The 17,221-nt window shown below is 43.1% G+C and carries 18 protein-coding genes; 4 read left to right on the forward strand and 14 right to left on the reverse strand.

Features of this window, described 5'->3' with window-relative positions:
- Positions 1 to 2: 2 nt before the first annotated feature.
- Genes ACEE44_RS02190 through ACEE44_RS02210 form a run of 5 tightly spaced genes read right to left on the reverse strand, consistent with a single transcriptional unit; the run spans position 3 to position 2,256 of the window.
- The gene (locus ACEE44_RS02190; RefSeq protein WP_449171101.1) at positions 3 to 701 is read right to left on the reverse strand and encodes a 3-oxoacyl-ACP reductase; all 699 of its coding nucleotides are present in this window, start codon (positions 699 to 701) and stop codon (positions 3 to 5) included.
- Positions 694 to 930 (reverse strand): DUF2829 domain-containing protein, encoded by a 237-nt coding sequence (locus ACEE44_RS02195; protein ID WP_449171102.1) that lies wholly within the window; start codon positions 928 to 930, stop codon positions 694 to 696. The genes ACEE44_RS02190 and ACEE44_RS02195 overlap by 8 nt, the downstream gene beginning before the upstream one ends.
- Positions 931 to 981: 51 nt before the next feature.
- On the reverse strand, positions 982 to 1,776 hold the full coding sequence (locus ACEE44_RS02200; RefSeq protein ID WP_449171103.1) for a hypothetical protein: 795 nt from the start codon (positions 1,774 to 1,776) through the stop codon (positions 982 to 984).
- Between the two features lies 1 nt (position 1,777).
- Positions 1,778 to 2,095 carry a PadR family transcriptional regulator gene (locus ACEE44_RS02205; RefSeq protein WP_449171104.1) on the reverse strand — a complete coding sequence of 106 codons (318 nt, stop codon included), beginning with the start codon at positions 2,093 to 2,095 and terminating at the stop codon, positions 1,778 to 1,780.
- On the reverse strand, positions 2,092 to 2,256 hold the full coding sequence (locus tag ACEE44_RS02210) for a hypothetical protein (protein WP_449171105.1): 165 nt from the start codon (positions 2,254 to 2,256) through the stop codon (positions 2,092 to 2,094). Before ACEE44_RS02210 ends, ACEE44_RS02205 begins: the two co-directional genes overlap by 4 nt.
- 244 nt (positions 2,257 to 2,500) lie before the next feature.
- Here ACEE44_RS02210 and ACEE44_RS02215 point away from each other — a divergent pair, with 244 nt between their 5' ends.
- Entirely contained in the window at positions 2,501 to 3,694 is a 1,194-nt protein-coding gene (locus tag ACEE44_RS02215) for a DUF2974 domain-containing protein (RefSeq protein WP_449171106.1), read from the forward strand.
- Position 3,695: 1 nt separating this feature from the next.
- Here the strand turns inward: ACEE44_RS02215 and ACEE44_RS02220 are convergent, their stop codons facing one another.
- From ACEE44_RS02220 to hprK, 6 genes are all read right to left on the reverse strand, one after another.
- Positions 3,696 to 4,820 (reverse strand): aminotransferase, encoded by a 1,125-nt coding sequence (locus tag ACEE44_RS02220; RefSeq protein ID WP_449171107.1) that lies wholly within the window; start codon positions 4,818 to 4,820, stop codon positions 3,696 to 3,698.
- A 230-nt stretch (positions 4,821 to 5,050) separates the two neighbouring features.
- Entirely contained in the window at positions 5,051 to 9,265 is a 4,215-nt protein-coding gene (locus ACEE44_RS02225) for a sialidase domain-containing protein (protein WP_449171108.1), read from the reverse strand.
- A gap of 216 nt (positions 9,266 to 9,481) precedes the next feature.
- Positions 9,482 to 9,982, reverse strand: a complete 501-nt coding sequence (locus ACEE44_RS02230; RefSeq protein WP_449171109.1) for a YtxH domain-containing protein — start codon at positions 9,980 to 9,982, stop codon at positions 9,482 to 9,484.
- Complete coding sequence (locus ACEE44_RS02235; protein ID WP_172081509.1) at positions 9,966 to 10,376, reverse strand: DUF948 domain-containing protein; 411 nt, start codon at positions 10,374 to 10,376, stop codon at positions 9,966 to 9,968. The genes ACEE44_RS02230 and ACEE44_RS02235 overlap by 17 nt, the downstream gene beginning before the upstream one ends.
- Before the next feature lie 13 nt (positions 10,377 to 10,389).
- The gene (gene lgt, locus ACEE44_RS02240; protein WP_449171110.1) at positions 10,390 to 11,166 is read right to left on the reverse strand and encodes a prolipoprotein diacylglyceryl transferase; all 777 of its coding nucleotides are present in this window, start codon (positions 11,164 to 11,166) and stop codon (positions 10,390 to 10,392) included.
- A gap of 1 nt (position 11,167) precedes the next feature.
- Positions 11,168 to 12,100, reverse strand: coding sequence for an HPr(Ser) kinase/phosphatase (gene hprK, locus ACEE44_RS02245; protein WP_332412351.1), 933 nt, complete (start codon positions 12,098 to 12,100; stop codon positions 11,168 to 11,170).
- A gap of 202 nt (positions 12,101 to 12,302) precedes the next feature.
- On the opposite strand from hprK, the gene manA reads away from it, so the two are divergent.
- Entirely contained in the window at positions 12,303 to 13,244 is a 942-nt protein-coding gene (manA, locus tag ACEE44_RS02250) for a mannose-6-phosphate isomerase, class I (protein ID WP_449171111.1), read from the forward strand.
- A 59-nt stretch (positions 13,245 to 13,303) separates the two neighbouring features.
- Here the strand turns inward: manA and ACEE44_RS02255 are convergent, their stop codons facing one another.
- Together ACEE44_RS02255 and ACEE44_RS02260 are read right to left on the reverse strand one after the other, a co-directional pair.
- Positions 13,304 to 13,576 carry a PspC domain-containing protein gene (locus tag ACEE44_RS02255; RefSeq protein ID WP_105125401.1) on the reverse strand — a complete coding sequence of 91 codons (273 nt, stop codon included), beginning with the start codon at positions 13,574 to 13,576 and terminating at the stop codon, positions 13,304 to 13,306.
- A complete protein-coding gene (locus tag ACEE44_RS02260) occupies positions 13,566 to 14,327 on the reverse strand; it encodes a hypothetical protein (protein WP_449171112.1) in 762 nt (253 codons plus the stop codon). Before ACEE44_RS02260 ends, ACEE44_RS02255 begins: the two co-directional genes overlap by 11 nt.
- Before the next feature lie 197 nt (positions 14,328 to 14,524).
- Between ACEE44_RS02260 and ACEE44_RS02265 the strand changes: the two genes are divergently transcribed.
- Both ACEE44_RS02265 and ACEE44_RS02270 read left to right on the forward strand, forming a co-directional pair.
- Positions 14,525 to 15,658 (forward strand): restriction endonuclease subunit S, encoded by a 1,134-nt coding sequence (locus ACEE44_RS02265; protein ID WP_449171194.1) that lies wholly within the window; start codon positions 14,525 to 14,527, stop codon positions 15,656 to 15,658.
- A 14-nt stretch (positions 15,659 to 15,672) separates the two neighbouring features.
- The gene (locus ACEE44_RS02270) at positions 15,673 to 16,596 is read left to right on the forward strand and encodes a site-specific integrase (protein WP_172003308.1); all 924 of its coding nucleotides are present in this window, start codon (positions 15,673 to 15,675) and stop codon (positions 16,594 to 16,596) included.
- On the opposite strand, the gene ACEE44_RS02275 is transcribed toward ACEE44_RS02270, so the two are convergent.
- Entirely contained in the window at positions 16,588 to 17,199 is a 612-nt protein-coding gene (locus ACEE44_RS02275) for a restriction endonuclease subunit S (protein ID WP_449171113.1), read from the reverse strand. The genes ACEE44_RS02270 and ACEE44_RS02275 overlap by 9 nt on opposite strands.
- Positions 17,200 to 17,221: the final 22 nt, after the last annotated feature.

Consider the following 17,221-nt stretch of genomic DNA (forward strand, 5'->3'; position numbering starts at 1 on the left):
CCCTACTTCAAACTCCAGCCACCGTCAATGGTGATAATCTGGCCCTGCATGGAGGCGAGTTTGCCACTAGCCAGCATGAAGGTCAGCTCTGCTATTTCGCTGGGCTGGGTCCAGCGTCCGATAGGGGTCTGGTCTGCCACCCAGTCCGCTAAGCCGCCAGACTCAAAGTCCTTCTGGGTCATACCTGTCTGGACGGCACCTGGAGCGATGCCGAAGACCTGGACCTTGTCCTTGGCATAGTCCAGGGCCAACTGCTTGGTGAAACCTGCCAAAGCGTGCTTGGAGGCGGTGTAGGCCGATCCTCCTCCACCTGCTAGACTGGAGGCTATAGAGCACATATTGATAATGATGCCCGACTGTCTGTCCACCATTTGCTGCAGATAGGGACGGGTCAGTCTAGTCACCGCAAAAAAATTAACCGCGAAGATACGAGCTAATTCATCCTCCGCAATATCCAGATGGGGACGGTAATCGTCTAGTATGCCTGCGGTGTTACAGAGGACATCAACTGTCTGGCACCATGAAAAGACGGGTGATAAATCGCCTGTCAGGTCCAGATGTAGAAAGTGGAAATCGCCTGCCAAATCAGGCTTGCTAGCCAGATCAACCCCGAAGACACGCCAGCCATTTTCCAAAAAAATCTTCGCCTGTGCTAGACCAATGCCGCTGGAAACGCCGGTGATGAGGGCTGTCTTAGTCATGGACTTCTACCCAGTCGGTCGCAAGGACATCGCAGGGGGTCGGGCTCCACATGGAGAAGCCCTCGCCCTCGCCGGTCACGTTGATGAGGAAATAGGGCGTCGCCTCCAGCTTTTGCCCGTGGACCTCAATGGTGTCAAAGAGCTGGACGTAGTTCTCCGCCCCACCCCAGCCTTTGCGAACGTACTTTTTCTTGGCCTTCAAGCCTGGTAAAATCTCTTCAAATGTCATTTGAAACTCCTTGTTCTTCTATCTTTCAATCATTATACCAAAAAATCGCTTCTATTTTGGTTTCCTCACCAACAAAATCGCACTTCCAATCCAAAAGGCCATGGCTGGCAGAATGAGCAACACCAGATTGAGCCAAACTGGGACGGTCATGACCATATGCAATACACCGCCAACCATCATGAACAGATAACTAGGCATAAAGACATAGCGAACCAACTTTTCCTTTTGGAAAAATAGCAGAGCGAGACCGAGCAAGGTGAGTGGTACTAGTAGCCCCCAGCCAGTCAAGACTAGGTCAGGTTCCTTGGGGATTGCCCAGAGACGAAGTCCACAAATCACGAGAAAAAGAAGGGGAATGCAGAGAAAACTTGCCCAAACCTTGATTTTGCTGGTCTGGTAAATCAGACCGCGAATAATGAGGAAAATCCCTGCTGGCAGGAGGAAACTGAGAGCTGTGTCACACACCAAGCCCAGCCAGTTGAGCGAAATGGTGCCTGTCCCTGCAAAATCCATCAGCCATTGGCTGCCAAGATAGATGATAAGCATGAGGCCACTCAGGTTTGCGACTTCCATGAAACCAATCGGGGGGAGGTAGCTGAGTAGGTCGTCTGCCATTTGCTTGCTGTCTTTGCCCAGAAAATCCTCCGCCGAAAGCCCATCTTTTTGAGCTTCCAGAACATCTTGGTAAATGGATAAGAGCTGGGCAGTCACTGCTTCTTCCTGCCTGTGAAAGACTGAGGCAATCATCATGTAGCCATTGATACGGCCCATGTATTCCTTGTTTTCCTTGGTCAGCTGGCTTTCAATCACTTCAATCTGCTTGCGGTATTCCATTTGTTTGCTCATCTTATTCTCCTTTCACTTTCTCCACTTTTTCGACGAGTTCTCCCCACTGGACCCAGAAATCGTTTAAGTAGCTCAGCCCTTGGTCTGTCAAATAAAAATACTTCCTGTCTGGTCCGTCTGGTGAAGACTTGTTTTGGCTGACAATTAAGCCATTTTTTTCTAACTTCTGAAGGAGGGGGTAGACTGTCCCTCCGACCATGTTTTCAAAGCCCAGCTTCCTCAACTCTTGAACCAACTCATAACCATAGATTTCCTGTCGGGCAATGACCTGCAAGACACAGCCGTCTAGGACACCTTTGAGCATTTGGGTTTCTTTCATAAGCCCTCCTCGTCATCTGTAAAAAATCCAAACAATAGGCCTGATACTAACAGGATGCCTAAGATCAAAATAGAATCCAAGGCCCAGCCAGTTATAATGGCCGTCACAAGCGTGATGCCTGCTAGTTTCCAACTTTCCCAACTTTTCTTATCCAGTTTCATACTACCTCCTCATCTAGTTTGTAATACCAACTAGTCTAATAAAAATAAAAGTGATTTTCTTTGTCCTCTATCACTAGTTTGTTTTACCTATTAACTTTGTATCTATAGTATAACACAAGGTGGTTAGTATGTAAAACAAAATAATGAATATTGAAAGAAAATAGAAATTTAGTTAAGCTTCTAGCCAACCCAGATTTGTCTTTCCACACATATTTCGCTATACTAGAAAAAAGAAAGGATTGCTATGCCGAATTTACTGAACTACATCGAAGATACCCAATACGACAGCTTTTACGACCTGCCCCTCAACAAACTGGATATTTTGGCTCTGACCGAGCTTTCCTACCTACCTTTTGACAGACTGGTTCCCGCTTCCTTTACAGAAACTGGCATTCGCCTGGACCATCTGGCAGAGCAGTTTGAGGCCACCTATCAGAATGATTTCCCACCTTTTTCCATGGTGACCAAAAACCGCCTAGCCTTATTTGCCCTTCTAGCCAAATCCATACGCTTCAAGTCTATCAAGGCATTTGGCTTCGTTGACGACTATCAGTTAGACCAAGAACAACAATTCTCCGCTATCAGCTATCGCCTAGATAGACAGACCATCTTAACAGCTTTTCGTGGGACTGACGACACTATCATCGGTTGGAAGGAAGATTTCCAAATGACCTATATGGATGAAATTCCTGCCCAGCGTTCTGCAAGTGGCTATTTAGAAAAGCTGATGGCTAGTCAAGATGGAAATTTCTATATCGCTGGGCATTCAAAAGGTGGAAATTTAGCCCTTTATGCTGCCAGCCAGCAAGCTCCTGAGTTGCAAGAACGCATCCTTGCTATTTATCCTTTTGATTCTCCTGGACTTCATAAAAAACATTTAGATGACCCTGGCTACAAGAACATCCAAGACCGTATCCACCCTATCATTCCTCAAAATTCTATTGTAGGAATGATGTTGGAAACACCTAAAAACGCCCAAATTGTTCAGAGCAACACAGTCGGACTGCTCCAACACATCAGCTTTTCGTGGGAAATTGAAGGAAATGATTTCAAGTCAGCCCCCACCCTGACCAATGACAGCCTCCAAACCGACCAAACCCTAAAAGCCTGGACTGCTAGCCTGACGGATGAAGAATTGAAAGATTTCTTTGACCTCTTTTTCGGGATTTTCATCCAAGCAGGTATTGAGCGATTCAGCGACATAACTGTCAATCCCCTACAAAAATTACAGGAAATGGACCGAATAAGGAAAGAATTTTCTCCTCATGAAGCTGAAATGATGGACAAGCTCATTCGACTACTCTTCGATACCCGCTACCAAATTTGGAAGGACAACATCAGTTCTGCCATTCCAAGTCCTGAAATCTCCCTACCTGATTGGCGGAAATTGTTCCAATTAGACAATCCTGAAAAAACGAAAACTAGCTCAGGTGACTGAACTAGTTTTTGTTATCGAATCTTCTTAAAAATTGAGATAGCTTTTCCAAGCCCTTAATTAAGGTTTCTTTTTCACAGGCATAGCCCAAACGGACATAGCCATCACGATCAAACCGATTACCAGGCACTAAAAGAACACCATGTTCTTGCAAGAGTTGCAAGCAAAATTCTTCCATGGGCATCTCCACTGCAATCTTGACAAAGCTTGTGGATACGACCGCTGGTCGGATATAGGAAACCAAGGGTTCCTTCTCCATCCATTGGTCCAAAATAGCTAAATTTTCTTCTAAAATGCGCCGATTTCTTTTCAAAATCTCTTGGCGAGAAGCCAGAGCGATTTGGGCCACCAGATCGTCAAAGACACCTGCACAAATCATGGTGTAATCCCGATAATCTCTCAGAATATCGGTTACTTGATGATTGGCAGCCACCCAGCCGACACGAATACCTGGCAGAGAATAGGTCTTAGACAGACTATTAATTGCAATACCCTTGTCATAGACTTCTATAATAGATGGCACATCCAGCTCAGAAAAGGAAAGATAGACCTCATCAGATAAGATATAGGCTCCTACCTCCCCAGCAATGGCTGCTAACTCCTCCAAATAAGCCCTATCCATAACTGCACCAGTTGGATTATTGGCATTATTGATGCAGATCATCTTGGTATTGGGACGAATGAGCTGACGCAGTTTTTCCAAGTCTGGCAACCAGCCATGCTCTTCCTCAATCTGCCACAAATCCACTTCTGCTCCCAAAGACGTTGGAATATCGTAGAGTTGTTGGTAGGTCGGGTAGAGGGAAATGACATGGTCCCCTGGCTCAATCAAACCATAGAGAACCAGCAAGTTAGCACCGGTCGCTCCATTGGTTTGAAGGATTTGGTCTGGACTGATCTGTTCATAGAGCTGACTGACAGCTTCTTTAAATGCTGGCGAACCTTCTATCCAGCCATAGTTGAGCTTGGTGCCCTGTAATTTCTTATAAAAATCCTCAGGATTGGTACCTGACAAGTCAAACAACTCTTCCAAAGTTAGAGCAGAAATGGACACTCCTGCAATGTCATAGGTGGCACTGGTTTCGTGGACATTTAGCCACTCCTCAACGCCGAAACGTGGTAATTTCATTATTATTCCAACTTCATTTTTTTACTGTTTCTATTGTACCACATTCTTCAAGCTTAGTGATGAGGGATTGTTCCAGTGCCGACACTTGTAAAAAATTTATAGTATTTTAGTTTTCCTTTACTACGCTTACTAACTATCTAAAAGATAGGTGGCTGAAAATGACGTGCTTTGAATAATCAAAAAAGTTCAAGGGAGCCTGTTCTTTGCCTAGGCTCCCTTCACTATTGATACTAATTTTTTCTACGACGATGGACAGAGGCTGAAGCCAGTCCGACCAAGGCCAATAGACCGAGGGCAGATAACTCTTCTCCCCTGCTAGCTGACGTTTTTGGCAAGCTAGCCTGTGCTTGTTCTGGCTGACTAGAAGTGCCTAGTTTTAACACACTTGCTTGCCCTACACCATTGTCTACTGTCTGAGCTAGACCTGTAGGACTTGGGATAACGCTTGATTTCTGTTCTGCCAACCAAGCATCGATGTCAAAGCTAGGTAAGACTGCTGCCTTTGTACCTTCCCCTTTAGCAGTTACAAGTTCCTCACTGGATACAGCTGTAGCCAAAGTGCTTGTTTCTTTTATCCAAGATTCAATATCAACACTAGGTAAGGTAGTCGCTTGGACACTCGAACCCTTAGCGGTGTGAAGTTCCTCTACCTCCTTCAACCAGTCTTCCAGATAAATAGGTGGAAGAAGCTCCGCCTGGACACTACTTCCTTTGGCTACTTCAGGTTCTACTTGAGAAAGCTCTGGACTTGTAGAACCTGGGTTCACAGTAGCTGTAGACCCTGTAGGCACTTCAGTTGTAGGAGTAGTAAGGTCTTCAGTTCTTTCTTCCTGCGCTTTATAAACAAGAGCATAGTGACTGAAGCTGGAAGCTACAAACACGACCGCCTTAAAGTTCCGACCAGTTGAATCGCTAGCCTGCGTTTCCGTAAAGTCCAATTCTCTGACTGTTTGATCAGCTGCAAAATAGAGAACCTTGGCAACTTCCTTACCCTCATCAATTGGAACTATAACGAGGCTTGGACGGGTCGGTGCCACCGATTGCCCATTCTCATCCAGCAAGTTAATATCGTACAAATCATGATCCTGATCGCGCAATACTTCTGGAAGAAGGGAAGCCTCCAATTCCAGATGGATAACCTGCAAACCAACAATAGACTTGCTTTCACCTGCTTCTAACTGCACTCGGACATTGCTAGAAACATCCTTCAACTCGACACTTTCAGAATAAGTACCCACCGGAGCAGGAAGAAGTTCAAATAGCTGAATTTCCCGAATAGTTAGCATGGTGTTGTTCTTCAATTTCGAATTTGCATGTGCCTCTAGTGCTATAAATTCAATCCGATTAGCTTTGACACCATTGAAGAAAACAGGGACCTCTGCTGTTGTAAATGCGACCGATTGCTCGCCAGTATCAAATACCTGCTGGTCATCTAAATAGGCCTTAACTTGATATTTGGTTAAGGTTCCGTTACCAGGGGTCCTCTTACTAATCAAGAGAGAATGCAGCACTTTTTCGTTTTCTAAACCAAGGGTGATGGTTTGTGGCAGAGTAATAGCTGGATTATTGGTTCTATCCCAGCGCAAATCTGTTGCCCGTCCCTTATTGCCATCCATCAAGTTATCCAGGCCTAGACCACGACCATCTTCATAAACATCCTGACCAGTGATGTGTACCCGCTTGCCATCAATCTTAGACAGAACCTTGTCCTTATCCTTACTCAACAAGGCTACCACAGAAACCGGCAATTTATTGATATTTAACAAGCTTCCACTAGCCACTTCAAGAATAGCCGTCCCCATATCTTCTTCTCTAATACGATAAAGAAGTTTCTTATTATCCAATTGCGATACAAACTCAGCAAGATTGCCATTTGATAGGTGAAGATTTGGCTCATTAAGAGCTAAGATATCGTTCTCAAAATGCAAGACAATATAGTTATCTTTATAGAAGTCGATTGAGCTAACTTGACTTTGAGGACGACCGGAGCTTGCTTGGGTTAGGTAATTCCAGTTGAATTTCCGGTAGTATAGACTATACCAGTTTTGATTACCGGTCTTATGTTCGTAGAGCAGACCAAAATCATCACCGCCCAAATGTTGGATGGAATTATATGCAAATTCACCATCTTGAACCATTTGATGGTGCAACCACACCAAACTACCATCTTCCTTCACTTCTGCAATTCGAACATGACCATTGGTACGCTCCGGCCCACTAGCATTGGCCAAAATAACATACTCCTTGCCATCTCGCTCAATCCGAATAGCAGACAATTGAACATAGACATCCGGTACATCACGGAAAATTTCCAAATCATTCTGCCAGCTCGCTCCTCCATCTGTAGAGGTAGCCATACGGACCGCTCCTTTTTTGCCACGCATGAACATCTTAATGTGACCATTGTTCAGCTGGACAATTGTAGCTTCCGTCCCAATTTCACTCAAATTGTTCATGGTTGAGGATTCAAGCACTGTTCCGTCTGCTAGACGACGGCCATCATTGAAGGACTTGCCTGCATACCAAGTTTCACCATGGTCATCCGAATAAAAGACCAGAGCAGACTGAGAATTCATCCCTCCCTCGTAGCTAAGTGAATAAGCTGGTACGACCAAGCGACCTGCATATTCTCCTGTATGAAGGACAATACCCGTCCCAGGACCCAAGCCCAAGAACTTCATATGTGGTTTCTTAAGATTTGGAGTAATATCTTTTGGATGGGACCAAGTCAAACCATCATCATCACTATAAGACATCCAAATAAAATTAGCTAATGCAGTTCTAAATGGTGCTGTTTTTTGCGTTTGGAAATAGATATTGCCAATCGCCTCTGTTCCACTACCTTGATAAATATCACCAATATTAGCATAAGCTGGGCTACTGTCTTGAATATTGACACGGTAGTCTGTTACTTCTCCCGTCGGAGCATAAATTCGACCGTCCTCTTTCAAGAGATAAGGACTGGTTTCACCTGCCTTATAGAGATTGAGATAGTGTTTTCCATCCACGACCGTATACTCTGCTTCATACGTATCTGGTGCTCCAAAAAGGGCTTTTCCTTCTGGATACATATCATAAATCGCAAAAATACGTTTGGTACTTGGATCTTGAACTAGAGCTGTATCAATCGTCAAAGGACTACCATATTTATAATCAGCTGCATTTGGGTTGGCTCTCAAATCGATTAATTTAATTGTTGGCCCCCAGGTTACACCTTGGTCAGTACTTCTTTTGACAACTTGAGCAATATTCCCCCAATCATAATGGTGGTCGTGACGTTGGTCTGTCGCTGCAATCAAGGTTCCCTTGTCCGTTTTCAAAAGTGCTGGAATACGGAAACTTGCAACCTCATTATCTGGATTTTTTTGACCAGACCGTCCTCCCTCATAGACTGTCAATTTATCCGTAATCTGAGAACCTTCCTCCAGGATAAATGGGTATTCTCGACGGACAAACAAGGCTGAACGTTTGGCAATTTCTTCCGCTGCAAGAGCGCGATTATAAAGCGTAAAATTATTGATAGACAGGGAAGCTGCTGCCCAGGCATTTTGCGTTGCCCGCTGGGTTTCACCCAACTGCCCCTTATCTAAATCACTACCAAATAAATCTTGACTAGCAGTCGCTTCCCCTACTAACTCACCATTGATGTAAAGAGAAACTGCTAGACTATCATCCTCATTTTTATTGTAAGTGACTGCTACAGCATTCCATTCATTGTTATTGGCACGATAGGAACCTGAATTTAGTTTGACTACTCTTTTTGGTCCTTTATTACTTTGTAGGCGTGCTTCAATTCCTACTATACCATTGTTTACATAAACGCTTGTATATTCATTTATCTTATTTGAACTCGATAAGGAGAATAAATTATAATGATTTTGCCCCTTAGCCGCTTGACCACTGTACTCCAGATAGATGGTTCCTGAGGCTGTATCTCTTACAATCCCTTCCTCTTCTTCTGTTAATTCATGACGCTTAATTGAGTTATTCAGTTGAATATTCTCCAAACGAAGAACTTCATCTTTTACCAGTTCTTCTCCAACTAAGCTATTCGGCAGCTCACTTGGATCTACTTCTAAGGTCAATTCTTCTACTCCAGTATCCGAAGGATTTGCAAGGTTTTCACTACTAGTTTCTGGAGAAGCAACTTCTACACCACCTTCTTCTGCCAAACTCGGTGTCCTAGCAACCTCTGCAGCCAGGACTGGTTCAGTAACTGCTGGTAGGTCAGTAGCTCCATCTTGGTTGGATACAGGAGAAGAAACCTCTACAGGGTTTGCTACTCCTTCTGAGGTAGAAAGAGTGGTCAACTTATCCCCATTTTCAGATAGGGGAGAAACCTCAGCCAGACTGAACTGCTGCGATACTGTAAATGAAGCCAATACCATGCTTGAATAGAGAGCAACCTTGGCAACTGGCTTTATTCCTACATGTTTTTTAAGCATATAATCCTCCTATTTATATTTTGTATCTATATACTCTTCTTTAATATGTTAACATTATTTGTTGATAGTGACAAGTATTTTATGTAAACGCTTACTATATAGAAACTAATTTCAAAATATTCATAATCAGGCTATCTACTGAAAATAGAATGCAGGATGATATCTGAAAACATAGAAAAAAACCAGCCTAGAATCTTCTAAGCTAGTTTCTTCTAATTAACCTTCATTTCTTTCTTCTAAAACTGGTTCCGTCACAACATCATCAATGGAAATTTCAATATCCTCTGATATAATGACAGCGTCCTCGACTTCTTCTTCCGTCACATCTACCGTTGGAGCCTTGACTGTTTTAGCCTTGATAGCTTCCAATATATCCGCAGTAGATAGATTTTGTTCTGCAATTTTTTCCTTGATTTGTTCAAAGGTTTCGACAGATTTTTCCTTGCCTGACTTGACCAAATCTTCCACAGTCAATTCACCAGTTTCCAACTGGGTTTTGACTTCTGTGAAGCGGTCTGTTGCTTGTTTACCTAAATCCTGGGCCTTGTTGACCAAATCAGCATTGATTTCTTCATGGTTTTCCTTGTAGTCATTGGCAAAGTTGACTACTTTTTCTTTGACCGCTTGACCCGTTTTACTTGCTAGAAAGGCTGCCGCAGCTGCACCGCCAGCCACTCCCAATAAGATACTGGTCAAAACACTAGATTTTTTTACCATTTTTTTCTCCTTTCTTACCTAAGAGAGATGAGATAGTTGACAAGGCAGAGAGAGCTCCGCCAGCTTTAACCGTATTAGCACCCGCCGACTTAGCCTTGACCGTCAAATCACGCGCCGAAGCATTCAAGTCTGACACGGAGGTTGATAAGTCCGCCACTGCGACAAAGAGAGGATCTAAAGTGGAAACCTTACCATTGACATCTTCCACCAAAACATTGGTCTTGGCCAAGAGTTCATTGGTCTGATAGAGGGTCACATTCACATCGCTGGTCAAGACCTTGAGGGTCTGTTGAGCCTCATCCGTCACCGTCCCCAACTTCTTCAATAACAAGATAACATAGATTGCGACCGCCGCAATGGACAGGGCAATAATCAAAACAGAAATTTCAATAATCATACCTTCTCCTTTATGATTGATAAAATGGAATAGAAGTTTTTCTTCTCCGCACCACAACCATGCTAATTCCAATGAGGATAAGAAGTCCAGACAGCCATTGGGAAACACGAATTCCCAAGAACATGAGGCTATCTGTCCGCAGGCCTTCTATCAAGAGGCGACCAAAACCATACCAAATCAGGTAAAAGGCTGTAATCTCACCTTGCTTGAGTAAGTTTGGCCGTCTACGCAGGATACAAATCAAACCAAAACCAAGTAGGTTCCACAGACTTTCAAACAAGAAGGTCGGCTGACGATAGGCTCCATCAATGTACATCTGGTCACGGATAAAGGCTGGCAAATAGTCCAAACTTGCCACTGCCTTACCATAGGCCTCCTGGTTAAAGAAATTCCCCCAACGCCCAATGGCTTGAGCAATCATGACTGAAGGAGCCACCACATCCAGAAAATCTAGCGTATTGATAAAGCGGTGCTGAGTAAAGAAATAAAGAACAAGGGCACCTGTTATCAAACCACCATAGATAGCGATGCCACCATTCCAAATGGCAAAGACAGAAAGCAGATTATCCTTGTATTCGCTCCAAGAAAAAGCTACATAGTAAATCCTTGCTCCGATGATGGAAAGTGGAAAGGCCAGTAAGATAAAGTCTAAAATATCATCCTGCAAAATCTTCTTGCGTGGTGCCTCCTTGGTCGCCAGGTAAACACCCAAGACCAAACCCAGCAAGATACAGATAGCATACCAGCGAATTTCTAAAGGTCCTAATCGAATGGCAATCGGATCCATATTAGGCCTCTTCCTTGTTCTGCTGGATGAGTTTACCTAGACGCTCTTCAAAGATTTTTGTTGCATCATAACCCATCTGCTTGGCACGGTAGTTCATAGCAGCAGCTTCAATGACCACTGAGATATTTCGACCAGTTTTTACTGGAATACGAATCTGTGGAATGGAAATCCCTGCAATCTCAATAGTATCACCTGAATTCCCCAAACGGTCAAAGACCTTGCCTGTTTCATAATTTTCCAGATAGACAGCCAACTGAACCTCTGAAGAATCCTTAACAGCACTAGCACCATACAAACTCATGATATCGATAATTCCAGCTCCACGAATTTCTAGTAGGTGGCGCAAAATTTCCGCAGGCTCACCCCAGAGGGTCACATCATCCTTGGCATAGACATCCACACGGTCATCCGCAACCAAGCGGTGACCACGCTTGACCAACTCCAGACCCGTTTCACTTTTACCGATACCAGAATCCCCTTGGATGAGGACACCCATCCCGTAAATATCCATCAAGACACCATGAACGCTGGTCCGTTGTGCAAGTCGGCTGTCTAGATAAGAAGACAATTCCCCTGATAGACGGCTGGTCGCAGTCTTGCTCCGGCAAATAGCAATCTTCTTCTCCTTAGCTGCTCGATACATCTCTTCTGGGATTTCCAAACCACGCGCCACAATAATTACAGGCGTTTCTGGCTGGAACATCTGCGAGAGCACTTGATAGCGGTTATGGGCTGTCATGGCCATCAAATAAGACCACTCCTTCATGCCCATAAGCTGAATACGCTCGGGTGAATAATAATCAAAGTAGCCTGTCATTTCCAAACCAGGCCGGGTAATATCCGCGGTAATAATCTCTTTTTTGAGTAATTCCTCAGTGCTATAGGCACACTCAATCCGCAGATTTTCAAGCAAATCTTTCACAAATACGGTCATTTCTTCCCTCTCTTTCGGTTTTAGTATATTATACCACAAGCATGGGGTGGGAGGGCAAAACAAGTAAAACTTTTCCTCAGAATATAGGTGCTTCTGACATCATAGTAATTGTTAGTCAGATAAGGAATTACCACGCTACTACAAAATTCTTTGGTAATCTGTTATACTATTGATAATAAAACAACAACAAGGAGAAGAGATTATGGAGCCATTATTCCTGACACCTGTTATGCATGAAAAAATTTGGGGTGGCAATCGCCTGAAAACCAACTACCACTACGATATCCCAAGCGAAAAAACGGGCGAATGCTGGGCTATTTCTGCCCATCCAAATGGTGTCACTACCGTTTCAAACGGTCGCTATGAGGGTCGTGGACTAGATGACCTCTACACAAACGAAAAACAGCTATTTGGCAACCCAACAGATAAGGTTTTTCCACTCTTAACCAAAATCCTGGACGCAGAAGACTGGCTCAGCGTCCAAGTCCATCCTGATGATAGCTACGGCCTGGCTCATGAAGGCGAACTTGGTAAGACAGAATGTTGGTACATTTTGGAAGCCGAGGAAGGCGCTGAAATCATTTACGGTCACAATGCCCAATCCAAAGAAGAACTCCGCCAGCAAATCCAAGCTGGAGATTGGGACAAGCTCTTGACCCATGTACCCGTTAAAAAAGGCGACTTCTTCTTCGTTCCAAGCGGGACCATGCACGCCATCGGTAAGGGTATCATGATCTTAGAAACCCAGCAGTCTAGCGATACAACCTACCGGGTCTATGATTTTGACCGCCGCGATGACGCTGGAAATCTTCGTGAATTGCATATTGAAAAATCCATCGATGTCTTGTCAATCGGTCCCGTAGCTAATTCCACACCTGCCCAACTCAAAGTAGACAAGCTTGATACCACCCTCCTGGTTTCTAATCCCTTCTTCACTGTCTATAAATGGCAGACCAAAGGAGAAATCCAGATGGAGCAAACCGTTCCCTACCTACTTGTCAGTGTTATTGACGGTCAAGGAACCATCCAGGTCGGTGAAACCAGCTACCCACTTGAAAAAGGAACCCACTTCATCCTGCCGGCCGATGTGACTGAATGGACCTTTACAGGCCAGATGGAAATCATCGCTAGCCATGCCAATTAAGAACCTCTGTTCTCATTTTAACATCAAAAAACTTGAGCTTTCAAAACTCAAGTTTTTTTCTATTCAAACCAAGATTTATGTATCTTCTCCGCATCCTTTATCTTTCGAGGACCAGTTCCAAAGCGTTCCGCATCCCTATCTTCCTTATAGGGCAGAAAATAAGCCCCTGCAATATAAAGCGCTAGTGTGAGCAAAGAAGTTTTTCCTAAAAACAGGGCAGCTAGAAAAAGCACACGAGTGACCCAAGCTTCCCAGCCCAATTTGTGGGCTAGACCTGCAAGTACCCCCGATACAATCTTACCCTGTCTTACCTTATACAAATCAATTGACATCTTTTATTCCTTTCACATAGATAGCACCCTGTCCCATCTGCCCTTTCACAAAGAGTAAATCACTGCCAGATTTTTCAAACTGATAGGGGCTATCTTTCTTCTTACGATTAACTAGAATCTGACCAGATGAAGAAATCAGTTGTCCTTGTATCCCTTGAGATTTTCCTGGGTAGAGGTTGACTTGTGCCTGGTTTAATTGAACAGATAGATGCTGTGGGTAGCCACCGCAGGTTGTCAAGCGGATATCCTGTTGTTTTTTATCCCTTGTACTGCGGATAGAAATATCCTCAAACGGTAAATAATCCAAGCGAGCATCTGCCTGCCCCAGCTCCAAGTCAAGTACGGACATCCATTCCTGAGGTAAACTAATGGTCAGACGACAAGGCAAGCTACTACTAAAATACAGACCACGTTTCTCCACATAGATACGAGGCAACTGGTTTTCAGGAGCATCTTGATTGTAGATAATTTCAACTCCGACCTGATTGGACTTAGACTTGGTCATGGTTAGCCGTCCTTCTGATAGCTGTAAAAATAAGGATTCAATCCCTTCAAAGCTATAGGCCTGCTTCAATTTTGAAGAAGCAAAGACCTTGAAATTGGGCAAGGTAAAGCCAGTCTTGTGTTTTTCTTCCACAAAGAGCACATCCGGTCGTTCCTCAAATTTCAAAAAACAGGCCCGTGCCTCTTCCTTGGTCAAAATCCCCTTTTCATAAAGCTCAATCAATCGTTCTTGTTGTTTCTGTACCATGATTTCACCTCAATTCCCTTCTAGTATATCACAAACTTCCTGAAAAACATCAGCCCCAAGGCTGATATTGGCAAACCGAGGTCAGTCCATAAGACTAGAGCACCTTTTCTGAAAATAATTGAAAATGTACCAAAGGAGTAAGAAAATCCAATGTTGCTTCACAAATTTGGAAAATAAAAAATGAATACGCTTGGGAACTGCGGAAGTTGGGGGAATTCGTTGACAAGGCGGTAGACAATAGAGGAAAGACTCCTCCTTTGGACGAAGAGGGAACTCATCCGCTTATAGAAGTAGCAGCACTTGGAGGAGTACATCCTGATTATACAAAAATAGATAAGCATCTCAATGATGAATCTTTTGAGAACAACTTAAGATCTTATGTAAAAAAAGATGACATTTTATTTACGACAGTAGGTAGTATTGGTCTTGTAAGTCTTATGGATTCGAGAGAGGAAGCAGCTATCGCACAAAATATAGTAGCATTTAGGGCAAAGGATAATTTTGTTCCCTCTTACTTATATTCTCTTTTTACTAATAAGGAGAATCAGAAAAAAGCAATAAGAATAGTTATGGGAGCTGTTCAGCCGAGTATTAAAGTCTCACAACTTGTAGGTGTAGAGTATATGCTAACTCAAAATAGAGTTGAACAAGAAGCCATTGGCACCTTCTTCTCCACCCTAGACCGCCACATCACCCTTCATCAGCGTAAGCTTGACAAATTAAAGAGTATAAAACAAGCGTATTTGAGTGAAATGTTCCCTGCTGAAGGAGAGCGTGTGCCAAAACGCCGTTTTCCTGGATTTACTGACGATTGGGAACTGCGGAAGTTGGGGGAAGTGGCGGAGATAAACCCCAAATCAGTTTTACCAGATGAATTCGAATATGTAGATTTGGAAGCAGTTGTTGGAACAGAAATGATTTCACATAGAACAGAGTATAAAAATAGTGCTCCATCTCGAGCACAACGAGTTGCTAGTAAAGGTGATATTTTTTATCAAACTGTAAGACCATATCAGAAAAATAATTATCTTTTTGATATTGATAGTGATGACTTTGTTTTTTCGACAGGTTATGCACAATTGCGTCCTAGCTGTAATGGTTATTTTATGTTTACGGTGATGCAGACTGAAAAGTTTGTGAATAATGTTTTAGATAACTGTACAGGAACAAGCTACCCCGCTATCAATGCAAACGAACTAGCAGAGATTTCGATTTTCTTACCTCCAACAGTCACTCCGCTGACTGTTGGAGCCCTCCCCGAACAAGAAGCCATCGGCACTTTCTTCTCCACCCTTGATCGACACATCACCCTTCATCAGCGTAAGTCGTAGAAGGATTGGATATGATGAATAAAATTACACGAGAAACTTTACTTCATGAATATTTTAAACAATGGACCAGGCTATTTAAAGAGGGGGCGGTTCGACCCATTACTTTGGAAAAATATAGAAATAATTATGTTCATTTGAAAAATATTGTTCCTGATTTGGCTCTTTATCAGTTGGATAGGACGACCTATCAGCAAATTTTGAACGACTATGCTTTGACCCATGAACGTCAGACGGTTATTGACTTTCATCATCAGCTCAAGGGAGCGGTCTTGGATGCTGTTGACGAGGGCTACATCGATCGAGACCCTACCCGAAAGGTGATTTTTAAGGGCAAGGCTCCTAGAATAAAAAAGATGAAATACCTCAATCAGTTTGAACTGCACAATGTTCTGTCTGATTTGAACTTGGAATGCCGTATCAATTGGGACTGGTTGATTTTGCTTATTGCGAAAACAGGTTTACGATTTTCAGAGGCTCTAGGGCTTACCCCAGCTGATTTCAACTTTGTCCAGCAAAATGTATCTGTGACAAAAACGTGGAATTACAAGGGAAATGGTGGTTTTTTGCCGACCAAAAATAAATCTTCCGTGAGAAAAGTGCAGATTGACTGGCAGTTAAGTATGCAATTTCAACAATTGATTAAAGACCTACCTCAGGATAAACCTATTTTTGTCAATGGACCTGTCTGCAACTCTACGCCAAATAAGTGGTTGGAGCGACATTGTAAAAATGTGGGTGTTCCAGTCATTTCTATCCATGGTCTTAGACATACCCATGCATCTCTTTTGATGTATGCTGGCGTTTCAATAGCTAGCGTGTCAAGACGGTTGGGACATTCTTCCATGACAACAACTCAAAAAGTGTATATGCATGTCATCTCAGAACTTGAAAATCAAGATACAGATTTAGTCATGCGCTACTTATCTGGCCTAAGCTAGACATGAAATTGACTTACGCTGATGAAGGGTGATGTGGCGGTCCAGGGTGGAGAAGAAGTTGCCGATGGCTTCTTGTTCTTTCTTCAGTACTGGTAAATCTATTGGTGTATTTTTTCCTGTATTTATTGTAAATGTTCCAACTGTTCCTATCCCAGCCGATTCTTTTATAAATGATTGAATATTTTTGCCAATGAATGAATAGTAGAAAAATTGACCATCAATATGATTTTCATTCTTAAACCAAATAATATTTCCATCCTTAAAATAAATTGGTTCATTCTTTTCAATTAGCATAGGGATACCGATTGTACCAACTCCAGTAACAAGCAAATCACCTTTTGTAACCTTTCCTGAAATTGCTGTATATTCATCGTATTTTTTTTGTGATATGAATAAGGGCTCGGAGACTGACTCATTTTTTGATTCTGCAACTATATCTCTTGCCCGCAAAAATCTTACTCCAAAATCTGTCCAATCAGATTGATGAATACGTTTTACCGAGGTAATTTCCATTACTTCCCCCAACTTCCGCAGTTCCCAAGCATCTGCATTTTCAAACGATTTAAAGCGGCGTTTGGGAATATTTTTATCTTTGTTCGGCATTGCTATATTCCCCCAACTTCTT

Source organism: Streptococcus sp. 32226D021BW (assembly GCF_053545015.1).

Bases quoted from the DNA above. Each gene is read 5' to 3' on its own strand.
- ACEE44_RS02225 (WP_449171108.1), bottom strand. From the start codon at position 9,265: ATGCTTAAAAAACATGTAGGAATAAAGCCAGTTGCCAAGGTTGCTCTC.
- ACEE44_RS02195 (WP_449171102.1), bottom strand. From the start codon at position 930: ATGACATTTGAAGAGATTTTACCAGGCTTGAAGGCCAAGAAAAAGTAC.
- ACEE44_RS02270 (WP_172003308.1), top strand. From the start codon at position 15,673: ATGAATAAAATTACACGAGAAACTTTACTTCATGAATATTTTAAACAA.
- ACEE44_RS02215 (WP_449171106.1), top strand. From the start codon at position 2,501: ATGCCGAATTTACTGAACTACATCGAAGATACCCAATACGACAGCTTT.
- lgt (WP_449171110.1), bottom strand. From the start codon at position 11,166: ATGGATCCGATTGCCATTCGATTAGGACCTTTAGAAATTCGCTGGTAT.
- ACEE44_RS02190 (WP_449171101.1), bottom strand. From the start codon at position 701: ATGACTAAGACAGCCCTCATCACCGGCGTTTCCAGCGGCATTGGTCTA.
- ACEE44_RS02230 (WP_449171109.1), bottom strand. From the start codon at position 9,982: ATGGTAAAAAAATCTAGTGTTTTGACCAGTATCTTATTGGGAGTGGCT.
- ACEE44_RS02200 (WP_449171103.1), bottom strand. From the start codon at position 1,776: ATGAGCAAACAAATGGAATACCGCAAGCAGATTGAAGTGATTGAAAGC.
- ACEE44_RS02255 (WP_105125401.1), bottom strand. From the start codon at position 13,576: ATGTCAATTGATTTGTATAAGGTAAGACAGGGTAAGATTGTATCGGGG.
- hprK (WP_332412351.1), bottom strand. From the start codon at position 12,100: ATGACCGTATTTGTGAAAGATTTGCTTGAAAATCTGCGGATTGAGTGT.
- manA (WP_449171111.1), top strand. From the start codon at position 12,303: ATGGAGCCATTATTCCTGACACCTGTTATGCATGAAAAAATTTGGGGT.
- ACEE44_RS02275 (WP_449171113.1), bottom strand. From the start codon at position 17,199: ATGCCGAACAAAGATAAAAATATTCCCAAACGCCGCTTTAAATCGTTT.
- ACEE44_RS02205 (WP_449171104.1), bottom strand. From the start codon at position 2,095: ATGAAAGAAACCCAAATGCTCAAAGGTGTCCTAGACGGCTGTGTCTTG.
- ACEE44_RS02210 (WP_449171105.1), bottom strand. From the start codon at position 2,256: ATGAAACTGGATAAGAAAAGTTGGGAAAGTTGGAAACTAGCAGGCATC.
- ACEE44_RS02220 (WP_449171107.1), bottom strand. From the start codon at position 4,820: ATGAAATTACCACGTTTCGGCGTTGAGGAGTGGCTAAATGTCCACGAA.
- ACEE44_RS02260 (WP_449171112.1), bottom strand. From the start codon at position 14,327: ATGGTACAGAAACAACAAGAACGATTGATTGAGCTTTATGAAAAGGGG.